This window comes from Nocardia sp. NPDC051756, assembly GCF_040681495.1.
Classification (GTDB): Bacteria; Actinomycetota; Actinomycetes; order Mycobacteriales; family Mycobacteriaceae; genus Nocardia.
Genome location: NZ_JBFAYV010000014.1, coordinates 26,119 through 39,481 on the forward strand (window position 1 = coordinate 26,119; position 13,363 = coordinate 39,481).

The 13,363-nt window shown below is 68.0% G+C and carries 12 protein-coding genes; 5 read left to right on the plus strand and 7 right to left on the minus strand.

From position 1 onward, the window contains the following. Positions 1-14 precede the first annotated feature (14 nt). The 3 genes from AB0M22_RS40640 to AB0M22_RS40650 are packed head-to-tail and all read right to left on the minus strand — an operon-like array spanning position 15 to position 1,577. On the minus strand, positions 15-425 hold the full coding sequence (locus tag AB0M22_RS40640; protein ID WP_364738323.1) for an arsenate reductase ArsC: 411 nt from the start codon (positions 423-425) through the stop codon (positions 15-17). Between the two features lie 25 nt (positions 426-450). Continuing rightward, on the minus strand, positions 451-1,203 hold the full coding sequence (locus tag AB0M22_RS40645; RefSeq protein WP_364738325.1) for an MIP/aquaporin family protein: 753 nt from the start codon (positions 1,201-1,203) through the stop codon (positions 451-453). Beyond that, positions 1,200-1,577 (minus strand): metalloregulator ArsR/SmtB family transcription factor, encoded by a 378-nt coding sequence (locus AB0M22_RS40650; RefSeq protein ID WP_364738328.1) that lies wholly within the window; start codon positions 1,575-1,577, stop codon positions 1,200-1,202. Before AB0M22_RS40650 ends, AB0M22_RS40645 begins: the two co-directional genes overlap by 4 nt. Before the next feature lie 110 nt (positions 1,578-1,687). On the opposite strand from AB0M22_RS40650, the gene arsM reads away from it, so the two are divergent. Further along, positions 1,688-2,497, plus strand: a complete 810-nt coding sequence (gene arsM, locus AB0M22_RS40655; RefSeq protein ID WP_364738330.1) for an arsenite methyltransferase — start codon at positions 1,688-1,690, stop codon at positions 2,495-2,497. 102 nt (positions 2,498-2,599) lie between these two features. Here the strand turns inward: arsM and AB0M22_RS40660 are convergent, their stop codons facing one another. The 3 genes from AB0M22_RS40660 to AB0M22_RS40670 all read right to left on the minus strand — a co-directional run bounded on the left by AB0M22_RS40660 (position 2,600) and on the right by AB0M22_RS40670 (position 6,122). Continuing rightward, complete coding sequence (locus AB0M22_RS40660) at positions 2,600-3,067, minus strand: excalibur calcium-binding domain-containing protein (protein ID WP_364738332.1); 468 nt, start codon at positions 3,065-3,067, stop codon at positions 2,600-2,602. 1,315 nt (positions 3,068-4,382) lie between these two features. After that, on the minus strand, positions 4,383-5,342 hold the full coding sequence (locus AB0M22_RS40665) for an acyl-ACP desaturase (RefSeq protein ID WP_364738334.1): 960 nt from the start codon (positions 5,340-5,342) through the stop codon (positions 4,383-4,385). A 9-nt stretch (positions 5,343-5,351) separates the two neighbouring features. Then, positions 5,352-6,122 carry a sigma 54 modulation/S30EA ribosomal C-terminal domain-containing protein gene (locus AB0M22_RS40670; protein ID WP_364738336.1) on the minus strand — a complete coding sequence of 257 codons (771 nt, stop codon included), beginning with the start codon at positions 6,120-6,122 and terminating at the stop codon, positions 5,352-5,354. A gap of 228 nt (positions 6,123-6,350) precedes the next feature. On the opposite strand from AB0M22_RS40670, the gene AB0M22_RS40675 reads away from it, so the two are divergent. Both AB0M22_RS40675 and mgtA read left to right on the plus strand, forming a co-directional pair. Further along, entirely contained in the window at positions 6,351-7,361 is a 1,011-nt protein-coding gene (locus AB0M22_RS40675) for a hypothetical protein (protein WP_364738338.1), read from the plus strand. Beyond that, on the plus strand, positions 7,358-10,018 hold the full coding sequence (gene mgtA / locus AB0M22_RS40680; protein WP_364738340.1) for a magnesium-translocating P-type ATPase: 2,661 nt from the start codon (positions 7,358-7,360) through the stop codon (positions 10,016-10,018). The genes AB0M22_RS40675 and mgtA overlap by 4 nt, the downstream gene beginning before the upstream one ends. Before the next feature lie 41 nt (positions 10,019-10,059). Here the strand turns inward: mgtA and AB0M22_RS40685 are convergent, their stop codons facing one another. Beyond that, positions 10,060-10,923, minus strand: a complete 864-nt coding sequence (locus AB0M22_RS40685; RefSeq protein WP_364738342.1) for an NAD(P)H nitroreductase — start codon at positions 10,921-10,923, stop codon at positions 10,060-10,062. Positions 10,924-11,103: 180 nt separating this feature from the next. Between AB0M22_RS40685 and AB0M22_RS40690 the strand changes: the two genes are divergently transcribed. Beyond that, positions 11,104-12,636, plus strand: coding sequence for an AAA family ATPase (locus AB0M22_RS40690; protein WP_364738344.1), 1,533 nt, complete (start codon positions 11,104-11,106; stop codon positions 12,634-12,636). Positions 12,637-12,663: 27 nt separating this feature from the next. Then, positions 12,664-13,311: a response regulator transcription factor gene (locus AB0M22_RS40695; RefSeq protein WP_364738346.1), complete on the plus strand. Its 648-nt coding sequence runs from the start codon at positions 12,664-12,666 to the stop codon at positions 13,309-13,311. The last annotated feature ends 52 nt before the right edge of the window (positions 13,312-13,363 follow it).

A 13,363-nucleotide genomic window follows, 5' to 3' on the forward strand; every position in this document is an offset into this window, starting at 1 on the left:
CCCGCCGACATCGATCACTGTCCGGCCGGCACGAGCTCTCGGATGAGTTGCTCTACTCGGGAACGGATTTCGTCGCGGATGGAGCGTACGGCGTCGAGGTCCTTGCCTGCTGGGTCGTCGAGTTTCCAGTCTCGGTAGTCGACTCCGGGGAAGTAGGGGCAGGCGTCGCCGCAGCCCATGGTGATGACCACGGTGGAGGATTCGACGGTGTCGGGGGTCAGGATTTTCGGGGTCTGTGCGGTGATGTCGATACCGGCTTCGGCCATGGCTTCTACCGCGGCGGGATTGAGGGATTCTCCGGGTGCGGATCCGGCGGAACGGACCTCGATGGTGTCGCCGGCGAGGTGGGTCAGGAAGCCTTGGGCCATTTGTGAGCGTCCGGCGTTGTGCACGCAGACGAACAGAACGCTGGGCGTGGAATCCATGAGCTGGTCTCGGCTTTCGGTCTGATCAGATGGTTTGTTGTTGCGGGCGTTCGGGTTCGGCACCGGAGTACGGGACGTCGACCGAGTCCGCGTTATCGGCCGCGGTCGGGTACAGAATCGCGATCAGCGCCGATCCGGCTGCCGCGCCGAAGATTTGGGCTGCGACGAAGGCGGGCGCGGAGGACGGGGCGATTCCGGCGAAGGTGTCGGAGAAGATGCGGCCGAGGGTGACGGCGGGGTTGGCGAAGCTGGTGGAGCTGGTGAACCAATAGGCGGCGCCGATGTAGGCGGCGACCGCCGCGGCCGAGAGACCGATGCGGCCGTGCCTGGCCAGCGCGGCGATGACCACGATCAGCCCGGCGGTGGCAACGAATTCGCCGATCAGGTGTCCGGTGGTGATCCGGTCATGGGTCGAGATCTGCCCGGCCGGAAGGTCGAACATGACATTCGCCAGCACTGCGCCGCCGATGCCGCCGAGGACCTGAGCGAGGGTGTATGCGCCGACCTCCGGCAAGGACAGCCCGGTGCCGTGCCGACGGCCGGCCCACCAGTCGGCCACGGAGACAACGGGGTTGAAGTGCGCGCCCGAGACCGGGCCGAAGACCAGGATCAGCACACCGAGCCCGAACACGGTCGCGGTGGAGTTCTCCAGCAGTTGCAAGCCAGCATCAGTGGACAGCTGTCGAGCCGCGATACCGGATCCGACCACGACGCAGACGAGCGCCGCGGTGCCGACGAACTCGGCGAGCAACCGCCGGCCCAGCGCGGGTGCGCTCATACCGGGGTAACGGCGGAGTCGATGACGCCGGGTTGCAGCACGGCCGAAAGACGTTGCAGCGCTTGCGGGATCACCCAGTAGTAGACCCAGGTACCGCGGCGTTCACAGTCGATGAGCCCGGCCTCGCGCAGCACCTTCAGATGATGGGAGATGGTGGGCTGGGACTGCTCGAACTGCGGAGTCAGCTCACAGACACACACCTCCTCGCCGGGTCGCGAGGCGATCAGCGACAGCAGTCGCAGGCGGACCGGGTCACCCAGCGCCTTGAACGCCGATGCCAACTCCAGCGCCGTTTCCGGCCCGAGCGGTGCGGTCAGGTTCGGCGCGCAGCAGGCGCCGGTGGAGGCGACGACCGGCAATTCTTGTTTCGACACACATCTATATTGACACTTGTCGATGCAAAGAGGCAAGCTGTATCGGTATCCATCAATACAGCCCGGTCGGAGAGCCATCCGGCCGGATGCTTCCAGTCAGGGGTATGTCCATGACACAGCCACAGAACGACCTTCGCGAGACCGTGCGCGCCCGGTACGCCGCGGCCGCCACCACAGTCGCAGGCGGCGGGGCCGCCACCGATTGCTGCGGAACCGCCGACATCGAGATCGATGCCGGATTCGGCGCAGGCCTCTACGGCGCCGAGGATCGCGACCAACTCCCCATCCAAGCCACCACGGCTTCACTGGGCTGCGGCAACCCAACCGCCGTCGCCGATCTCCGTGCGGGCGAACGGGTTTTGGATCTGGGCTCCGGCGGCGGTATCGATGTCCTGTTGTCGGCGCGCCGGGTCGGGCCGACCGGCATGGCCTACGGGATCGATATGACCGACGAGATGCTCGATCTGGCCTGGGCGAACGCCGCCAAGGCCGAAGCGGCGAACGTCGAATTCCGGAAGGGCACCATCGAATCGATCCCGTTGCCCGACAACAGCATCGACGTGGTGATCTCCAACTGCGTGATCAACCTCTCGGTGGACAAGCCCGCCGTATTCGCCGAAATGGCGCGGGTGCTGGTCCCGGGCGGACGGATCGGAATCTCCGACGTAGTCGCCGAAGACGCGCTCACCACCGAAGAACGCGGCGAGCGCGGCGATTACGTCGGCTGCATCGCGGGCGCGCTGTCCTTCGCCGAGTACCGGGCCGGCCTCGCGGCGGCCGGATTCACCGACATCGACATCACGCCAACACATTCGGTCGCCGACGGAATGCATTCGGCGATCGTCAAGGCCGTCAAACCTGTGGCGCAGAAATCCGCCGAGCAGGCAGCGCCGTGCTGCGGGCCGAGCTGCTGTTCGTAGCACAGGCCTTGGGGCTACTCGCGGAGCCACTGTCCCGCGCCGCCCGTGCCTGAACACCCCGACACTCGGCGGTGCGGGCTGCTCCGGCTGCGTCGGTTCCGGCTACTCGCAGGCGATTCCGTCGTTGTCGCGGTCGAGCCCCGCTCGATAGCCGGGATCGCCACGGTGCAGCGGTGCGGCGCCGGCCGCGCGGGCGGCCGCGCAGCTGGGGTAGTAGGCGCTGGGGGCGGCGGGTGGCTCGGTGGTCGTGGGTCGCGGCGGGATCGTCGTCGGCACCACGGCCGCGACGGCCGGCGGTTGCGGCACGAACGGTTGGGGCACCGCTATCGGGGTGGGTGATGGCACGACGGGTGGCGGCGGTGCGACGGGTGCCGCGGATGTCGTCGACATCGGGGTGGGCGTCGGGGTGAACGTCGGCGCTGTGGTCGTCGGCCGGCTGCTTGTGGTCAGCGTCGAGGACGGCGTGACCGTAGGAGTGGGCTTGCCCTCGGTGCCGCATGCGGCAGACCCGAGCGAAACCGCTGCGATCAGGGTGAGGACGGCTGCGCAGTGTCGCGGTGAGCTGGTCATGATGTGCCTCGCTACTGAAGGGGAGTGCGCGATCGAGTGCTGACCCGGTTGGCCCACTCCCCCGACAGGAGCATCGCGTCCTGCACATGATTCGCTGCGCGGAGACGTCCACCCAGGGTGCTAAGTCACCATTACCTCGCACCTTCGGCCCTGATCTTCCCTTCGCACCGGCACGTCCTCGACGCGGTGACTTTGGGCCCTTCGGCTCGGGCTCAAGTCCCATATCTGCCGTGCGCAGGGCGGCCGACACTCGATGTATGACCGAAAGTGATGCACTTCCCGAGACCTTCGTACCGGATCGACCGACGATTACGGCCGCCGTGCGGCTGGCCGGGCGGGCGCCTTCGGTGCACAACACGCAACCGTGGCGCTGGGTGTTCGACGGCACGCGCCTGCACCTCCATCGCGACGACGAACGGCTGCTGGCCTCGACCGATCCGCACGGCAGGCAGCTGATCATCAGCTGTGGCGCGGCGCTGCACCATCTGCGCACCGCGTTCGCCGCGCGCGGCTGGCACACCGACACGGCGCGGCTGCCCGATCCGGACCGGCTCGATCACCTGGCCGTCATCGAGTTCCGCCCGTGGCCGGACGCGCCGATCGGTGTGCACGCCCGCGCCCGCGCGATCGAGCTGCGCCGCACCGACCGGCTGCCGATGCTCCCACCGCGGGACTGGGCCGCGCTCGTACACCAGGCGCGGTTGCTGGCGAATCCGCACGACATCGAACTCGACGTCCTCGACGCCGAGGCCGGATCCCGGCTGGCCGTCGCCTCGCAGCACGCGACCGCGCTACGCCGTTACGACATGGAGTACCAGACCGAATTGCATTGGTGGACCGGGCATTCTCATGTGTCCGAGGGGATCCCGCGCAGCGCGCTGGTCTCGGACGCGGAGTTCTCCCGGGTCCCGGTGGGCCGAGCCTTCCCGTCCGCTCCGCATTCCGCGCGCCGCGAAGAGGTCGAGGATCAGGCACAACTGATGGTGCTCAGCTCCGCGAACGACTCGATGCTCGCGTGCCTGCACGCCGGCGAAGCGCTGTCCGCGGTCCTGCTGGAATGCACGGTGGCCGGGCAAGCGACCTGCGCACTGTCCCACATCACCGAATTGCCCACTGCCCGCAAGACCATTGCGACCCTGTTGCCCCACTGTGGTCCCGCAGGTCGTGATCCGCGTCGGCTCGGCGCCGGACGGAGAGGAGCCGCCGGCCTCGCCGCGCCGACCGGTCACCGACATCCTTGCTTTCGATCAGGGATAGCGGTGCAGGGAACCCGGGCACGACGGCCCCCGTTGGCCGTCGTCCCCGGGTTCAGTACTCAGGCCCGGGCGCGTTCGCGCGCCAGCAGGCGGTCGCGCTGCTCTTCGAACTTGGGGATGCGCACCTGTTCCAGATCATCGAGATACGCCGCGAGCCGCTCCCGGACCTGCTCGCCACGTGCGCTGAAGTCGTTGCGGCCGAAGATATTCCATTGCCGCAGCACCGGACTCAGCACGTCCTCCAGGTGCTGACGGAGATCGTAGACACCGTGTTTGGCCATCAGCACCCCGTGTCGGCGGAAGTTCGGCATGCCCGCGCCGGGCATCTGGAAGTTCCGCACGATCGCGTCGATCGCCTCGACCGCCTGATCGGGCACGAGATCGAGCGCCGCACCGCAGACCGTGCGATAGAAGATCATGTGCAGGTTCTCGTCGGCGGCGATGCGCTGCAACATCTTGTCCGCGATCGGGTCCGCACACACCCGGCTGGTGTTGCGGTGGGTGACCCGGGTGGCCAATTCCTGGAAGCTCACGTAGGCCACCGAATGCAGGAACCCCGCGCCGCTGTCCACCTCGGCGGCGGTGGCCCCGGAGGCAAAACCGTTGGTCATGTGGATCATTCGCGCTTCCTCGAGCGCGACCGGGTCCACGCCCCTGGTCACCACGAGGTAGTCCCGGATGACGGTGCTGTGCCGCATTTCCTCCGCGGTCCAGCGACCGACCCAGGTCCCCCACGCGCCGTCGCGGGAGAAGTTCTCGGCGATCTCCCGGTGATAGGAGGGCAGGTTGTCCTCGGTGAGCAGATTGGTGATCATGGCCGCCTTGGCCACCTCGCTGAGCTTCGATTGTTCTGCTGCCCAATCGCTTCCGCCGAGCATGGCGAAGTTGCGGCCCTCCGCCCACGGAATGTAGTCGTGCGGATGCCAGTCCTTCGTCATCGAAAGATGCCGGTGCACACAGTCTTCGGCGATCGGCTCCAGCTCGGTCAGGATTTCGCGTTGAATCAGGTCGCGCGGCAATCTGAGTGCCTACCTTTCACTGTCGATGGAATGGCGGGGTGCGATCAGCCCGAGGTCGCCGTCGTAGCGGCGATAGAGCAGCCGCCCACGGTTGTCCCGCGGGTCGGTGCAGAACACGAACGGTAAGCCGTAGCGGCACAACCGTTCCGCGGCCTCGGATTCGCTCAGATACGCTGTCGGAAGCGGATTCACGGTGAGCGCCAACGATTCCCCGGCGGGTAGTCCCAGCCGGTGTTGCCTGGCGAGCCGGACGCCCCACGGACCCGCACGGTGTACAACGGCGTCCATCCCGGTCTCGCGATCGGTGAACAGGTGCGCGTCGTAATCCATAGCCTCCAAAGTCACGGTCGCCTCGGCAACCGTCACTCTCCGCACCGCGCACACCTTGCGGCGCACGATCGGTCGCGCCTCGGTGGGCACCGCCAACTGCGGACGCCACGGATCCGGCCAGCGCGGTCGTACCGCACCCGCGGTCACACCGGCGAGTATTCGATCCAGCCGCTCGGCGACGAATGTGGTCGCGAACGCACCCGGTCCGATTGCCTGCGCACGGACCGGCACGCCCCCGAAATCCAGGTTGACCTGCACCAGCGCAGGCCCGTCGGCGCACGGCGCGCCGCTGATCCGCACCCGCGCCGGGCTCTCGACCCGGTGCCGCCGGACAACTCGCTCGATGGTGTTCGCCGCCTGGGCACGCTGGGTCTCGGTCACCCGGCCGGATGTCGAGATCCGGACCGGTGTGGCACCCGCCCGGATAGACCTCAGTTCGGAAACTGTCATAGCGCCCCGCTTTCCGTTGCTCCGGCATTTTTCGGCGGTCCCCATGCCACCATCGGGCCGACCTGCCGGGCAGGGCCGAAGGTCCTCCGGGCGCAGGGTCCGAGTGCCCGACAAAGTCCTTTACGCAGTACGCCCCGGATCGCACGCCCGAACCCGGTGACGTTAGGCCTCCGATTCGGTGCGAAATGGCCATCCCGACGACGGGTGCCGGTGGTCGACACTCGGTAGATGAATGCAGCGAGCGATTCATCACCCGACCTCCCGACCGTGCGGGCGGCGCTGACGATCGCCTGCCGCGCACCATCGGTGCACAACACCCAACCCTGGCGCTGGGTCTTCGACGGCACCTGGCTGTTCCTCTACAGCGATTCGACCCGGCGACTCGCGGAAGCCGACCCGCAGGGCCGCCAGCTGACCATCAGCTGCGGCGCGGCGCTGGACCACGCGCGGCAGGCGTTCGTCTCGATGGGCTGGTTCAGCTACGTCACCCGGCAACCCGATCGCCGCCGGCCGGAACTGCTGGCCGTGTTCGAGTTCCGGCCGTGGGACGGACCACTCAACCGGACCGCAGCCCGGGTCCGGGCCATCCCGCGCCGGCACAGCGATCGGTTGCCGATGTCGCCGCCCGAGGACTGGCCCGACCTCCTCGGCACCGTGCGCGAGCTCGCGCGGCCGCACCACGTGACGATCGACGAGATCGCCGCGGGCGACCGCCACCGACTGGCCGAGGTCGCCCGCCACGCCGCCGCACTACGCCGGTCCGATTGTGCGTATCAGGATGAACTGCACTGGTGGAGTGGATTTTCCGGATCTGCCGACGGCATCCCGACGACGGCCTTGATCTCGGCTACCGAAGCGCGCAGGACCAAGATCGGGCGAGCATTTCCGCTCGCACCGTATTCCAACCGCCGACCTGACCTCGACGACGACGCGCGGCTGATCGTGCTCAGCACCGTCGGCGACTCCCCCGGCCAGTGGCTGCACACCGGGGAGGCCCTGTCCGACGTGCTGCTGGAATGCACCGCGCGCGGCCTCACCACGGGCGAACTCACCGATGTCACCGAACTCGCCTCGACCAGATCGGTGCTGGCCGAATTGATCTCCCGGCCGGGCGTGCCGCAGATCGTGCTCCGCGTCGGCGTCGCGCCGGCCGACGAGCAAGAACCCGATCCGACGCCACGACGGCCGCTGTCCGAGGTGTTCGTCTTCCGGCTGGCGGACCCAGCACGGATTTCGTGACGCACATACGCACACCGGCGCCGCCGAGTGTTTCCGCGAAACTCACAGGTTCGCAACGGAAAGCGGGCATCGAACAACTCGGCGTACTCAACGCGGGCGCGATGCCCACCGAGACCGTGCTGTCCGCGCTCGCGGTCACGGACGCGGGGCTGTCGACGCAGGAGGCCGACCGCAGGCGACACCGTTTCGGCGCGAACGCGATCCGCTCGCATCGCGCCCGGATGTTGCCAGTGTTGTTGCGCCAGTTGCGCTCTCCGCTGTTGCTGCTCCTGGCGACGACGGCCACGGCATCGTTCTTCCTCGGCCAACGCACCGACGCCGTCATCATCGGCATCATCCTGGCCACCTCGGTCGGCCTCGGCCTGTTCAACGAATATCGCGCCGAGCGGGCGGCCGAGGCGATGCACGATCGAATCCAGCACCTCGCCACCGTAATTCGCGACGGCACCGCGCGATCCGTCGCGGTGGCCGACGTGGTGCCCGGCGACCTGGTCGAGGTGCGGCTCGGCCAGCTCGTGCCCGCCGATCTCCGGCTGCTGACCACAACAGCGATGCAATGCGACGAATCGGTGCTCACCGGCGAGTCGATGCCGGTCGAGAAATCCGTCGAGCCGGTGCCCGCCGGAACCACACTGGCCGAGCTGACCGGCTGCGCGCTCATGGGCACGGTGGTCAGCGCCGGGCAGGGACGCGGCGTGGTGGTGTCCACGGGCGGCTCGACGGTCTTCGGCCGCCTTGCCCTCGGGCTCGGAAAACGTCAGCCCGACACGGCATTCCAGACCGGTCTGCGCCAATTCTCCATGCTGCTGGTCGGTGTCGCGGCGGTGCTGACCATCGGCATCTTCGCGGTGAACGTAGGGCTGCACCGGCCGATCCTGACCGCGCTGCTGTTCTCGCTGGCGATCGCGGTCGGCATCTCGCCGCAACTGCTGCCCGCCGTGGTGTCGACCAGCCTGGCCGCCGGGTCCAGGCGGCTCGCCCGCCGCAAGGTCCTGGTCAAGCGGCTGGTGTGCATCGAGGACCTCGGCGATATCGAGGTACTGTTCACCGACAAGACCGGGACGTTGACCGAGGGCCGGATCGAATTCATGCGGGCCCTCGGTCCAGCTGGAACCGCCTCGGACGAGACCCTGTTGCTCGGAATGGTCTGCACCGATGCCACTGTGCGTGACGGGTCTGTCGTCGACGGCAATCCGCTCGACACCGCGCTCTGGCACACCCCGACCGCGCCGCGCGAATCCGCGGGCCGGTATTCGACCATCGCGGTCCTGCCGTTCGACCACAGGCGTCGCCTCGTCACCGTGCTCACCGAGGACGATCGAGGCAACCGCCTCGTCATCACCAAAGGCGCACCAGAGACGGTGCTCGCGCACTGCGCCGACCTACCCGACGCGGCAAAAGCGTTACTGGACAATGAATTCCAGGCCGGACACCGCATCGTCGCCGTGGCCACCCGCCCAGCGACCGGCCAGGACACGCTCGGTGTCGATGACGAAACCGGCCTGCGACTGCACGGGTTCCTGGTCTTCCTCGACCCACCCAAGAGCTCCGCCCGGGCGGCGCTCGCACGGCTGGCCGGCCTCGGCGTCGCGGTGAAAGTGATCACCGGCGACAACCCGGCGGTCGCCGCGCACGTGTGCGCCGAGCTCGGACTACCGGCCGGCGCCGCGCTGACCGGACCCGAGATCGACCGCCTCGACGACCGGCAACTCAGCGAATGCCTTTCGACCACAACAATATTCGCCAGAGTTGACCCCGAGCAAAAGGCTCGGATCGTCCGCGCGCAACGCGCCTCCGGCGTCGACGTCGCCTTCCTCGGCGACGGCGTGAACGACGCGCTCGCCCTGCACGCGGCCGACGTCGGCATCTCGGTCGACTCCGCCACCGACGTCGCCAAGGACGCCGCCGACGTCGTGCTGCTGGAGCAGGATCTCCAGGTGCTCGCCGACGGCGTGGTCGAAGGCCGGCGAATCTTCGCCAACACCATGAAGTACGTGCTGATGGGCACGTCGAGCAATTTCGGCAATATGTTCAGCGCGGCAGGCGCTTCCGTGTTCCTCCCCTTCCTGCCGATGCTGCCGTCGCAGATCCTGCTGAACAATCTGCTCTACGACGCCAGCCAGCTGGCGATCCCGACGGACTCGGTCGATCCGGAACAGTTGACCCGGCCCGCGCGCTGGGATATCGGCCTGATCCGTCGTTTCATGCTGGTCTTCGGGCCGATCAGCTCGCTGTTCGATTTCGCCACCTTCGGGATCATGCTGTGGGTGTTCCACGCCGGCGAATCGCTGTTCCATACCGGCTGGTTCGTCGAGTCGCTGGCCACCCAGACGTTGGTGCTCTTCGTCATCCGCACCCGGCGCTCACCGTTCTTCCGTAGCCATCCGAGCGTCCCGTTGCTAGTCTCCGCGCTCGCGGCGGTGACGATCGGCGCGGTACTGCCCGCTACCCCGTTGGCGCGCGACCTGGGCTTCTCCCCGCTGCCCGGCGGCTTCTTCGTGGCGCTCGTGGTGATGATCGGGATCTACCTGGCCCTGGCCGAAATCGGCAAGCACTTCTTCTTCCGTATTCCGAAACCGGTTGCTCCCCAGCGTGTCCGGATTCCCGGGCATCGCATCCATCGGCGGGCCGCGCATTTCACCACCGGCCGTTCGTGATCGGGTCGGCACCGGCGCACACTCGCCGGGCCGGGTGCCGGTCAGCAGGCCGTCGCTTCGGTACGCTCCAGCACGTCGCCGAGCGCCCGACGCGGCGTGACCGGCAGCGGCATGGAATCCACGGGCGCCCAACCGATCCGGATGACGGACTGCGGATAACTCCGGTCCGCCAGCACACCGCGGCGGATGCGGCGGCGCAGTTCGGGGATTTCCAGCGGTTCGATCAGCGCGCAGGAGGCCAGGTCGACGTTGGTGGCGGTCAGCAGTATCGCGCTCAGCGCCTCTCCGGCGGACAACCAGGCCGATTCGTCGTCGGTCGGCGTGCTCAACACCAGCAATTCGGCGAGATCGAGCTCGGTGCCCGCAGGCGGCTCCGTCGCCGCATCCCGGAGCGCCTCGGCCACCCGCACGCGCGGCAGTTCGGTGAGCTGCTGAACATTCGCTCCGAGGGTCATAGCTCGTTCGTTCGCCAGCCCGATATAGCCCTGCGGTATCGGCGATCCGAAATTTCTGTGGTCTGTCCGGCGGCGCGCAATCGCGTCGCTCAGCGATAGCTCGATCCGAGTGGGGCGGTGCGGCACCAGCTCGACCGACGCCAAATGGTCCGGCTCCGCCGGATCCGGCAACCGCCGCACCACCGCCGACCAGCCCGCGGCGGCCAGGGCGATCCGCAGATGGTGCAGCGCGGCGCCACAGCTCAGCACGGCGGCGCGCCGGACGGACTGGGTCGGCGGTCGCACCCGCGCCGGGTCGAGGAACAAGTCCACGCCACGCGCACTGATCCGGAACCGCCAGGGCTGCCCGTTCCGAACCGACGGAGCCCGCACCGCGAGCGCCAATGCGGCCCGCAGGGTGTGTTCGTCGGGCTGTCCGTGGTTCATCGTCGTCACCGTCCTTTTCGTCATCGGAGTCCACGCTGCCACCGACCCGGAGGTCGGGGTAAGAGCAGGACGTCCCCTGGTGGAGGGACTTCGGGAAAGGGTCCGGAAGTCCCTCGGCAACGATGACCTTCGGCCATGCCCTGGGCGGCCCGCCGTGCGCGATCCTGAGTGGGAGAATCGGATCTCCACGAAAGGCCGTGTCCCATGCCCGAATACGGATCCCCCGCCGAGCTGCGGGAAACACACACCGGGCTCGTGGTGCTGTGCGGAGACCGGGCGTACAAGGTGAAAAAGCCCCTCCGTACCGACTTCCTCGACTTCAGTACACCGCGACTGCGCGAACTCGCCTGTGCGCGCGAGGTCGAGCTGAACCGCCGCATGGCGCCGGATGTGTACCTCGGGGTCGCACACCTCAGCGACCCGACCGGCGGACCGGCGGAGCCGGTCGTGCTCATGCGGCGGATGCCGGAGGAGCGCAGGCTGTCGAGCACGCTCGGCGACCCCGCGCGGTCTCGAACGGAGTTGTCCGCGCTGGTGCGGCTGATCGCGGACTTCCACCACGGGGCCCGCCGCGGTCCCGACATCGACGCCGAGGGGACCCCCGACGCACTGCGCGATCGATGGCGAAACCTGTTGCGCAGCTTGGCCGAACAGCCTGCCGACCTCGCCGATCCGCACCTGGTCGAGCGGATCGACTGGCTCGCGATGCGCTTCATCGACGGCCGGGAACCATTGCTGATGAACCGGATTGCCGATCGCCGCATCGTCGACGGGCACGGCGACCTGCAAGCCGAGGACATCTTCGAGCTGGCCGACGGCTTCCGAGTGCTGGACTGCCTGGACTTCGACGATCGTCTGCGTTATGTCGACGGCCTCGACGACATCGCTTTTCTGGCAATGGATCTGGAGTTCCTCGGCTACTCCGGCCTGGGCGACCGGCTGCTGGCGGACTACGCGCTGGCCACCGGCGATCCGGCGCCCCGGTCGCTGCGCGATCATTACGTCGCTTACCGCGCGCTCGTCCGGGCGAAGGTCGATGCCATCCGGTTCGGGCAGGGCGACCTCGCCGGCCGCGATCGCGTGCGCGAGCATCTGCTGATCGCGACCCGGCATCTCGATGCGGCGGCGGTCCGCCTGGTCGTGGTCGGCGGGCTCCCCGGCACCGGTAAATCCACTGTTGCCAAGGAACTTTCGGAGCTGACCGGAGCCGTGGTCTGCGCCGCCGATCAGCTGCGCGCACAGCTGCGCGCGGCCGGGCAGATCCAGGGTGAGGGCGGAACATTCGGTGCGGGAGCGTATTCCGCGACGAACAAGGCGCGCGTCTACACCGAGCTGCTGACCCGCGCGCACCTGCTGCTCGCACTGGGGATATCGGTGATCCTCGATGCCAGTTGGATCGATCCGGAACAACGACAGCGCGCCGGCGATCTCGCCGCCGACACCCACGCCGATCTGATCCAGCTGCACTGCGTGTGCCCGCCCGATGTGGCCGAGCACCGGATCGGCCGGCGTGCCGCCGGAGACTCCGAGGCGACGCCGGGCATCGCCGCCGCCATGTCCGAGACCGCGGCGAAATGGACCGACGCGACGACGCTCGACACCGAATCGCCGCTGCACGACACCGTGCACGCCGCCTATCGCGCCTGGCAATCGGTCACCGATCCGGTGTCAAGGGACCTAAGTCACCGAACCGGAGTCCAACACCGTGACGCGGACCAGAAAATCTTCGTAGGCTGAAACCAACTGTTCAGGGAGGTGCATCCAATGGTCACAGTGTTCTTGGTGGACGACCATCACATCGTGCGACGCGGAGTCGCCGACCTGATCGACGCCGAATCCGACCTCGAGGTGATCGGCGAGGCGGGCAACGTGTCCCAGGCGATGGCGCGCATCCCCGCATTGCGGCCGGACGTCGTCGTCCTGGACGTGCGACTACCCGATGGCAACGGCATCGAACTGTGCCGCGATCTGCTCGATCACCATCCCGAGCTGCGCTGCCTGATCCTGACCTCGTTCACCGACGAGCAGGCCATGCTCGACGCGATCCTGGCCGGAGCCAGCGGTTACGTGGTCAAAGACATCGGCACGCTGGAACTGGTCGACGCCATCCGCGAGGTCGGCGCCGGACGTTCCCTGCTCGACAATCGCGCCGCCGCCGCCCTCATGGCCAAGCTGCGCGAGGAGACCGAGGCCAAGACCGGCCCGCTGGCGAGCCTGACCGATCAGGAGCGCACCCTGCTCGACCTGCTCGGCGAGGGGTTGACCAACCGGCAGATCGCCGGACGGATGTTCCTCGCCGAGAAGACCGTGAAGAACTACGTTTCCCGGCTATTGGCCAAGCTCGGCGTCGAGCGGCGGACCCAGGCCGCCGTGATCGCCTCCAAGCTCAATACGCCGCAGCCCAAGGAGTGAGTCGCTACCGGCTAGCGGGGATGCGGGCGAATCATCGCTCGGCCGTGACGGT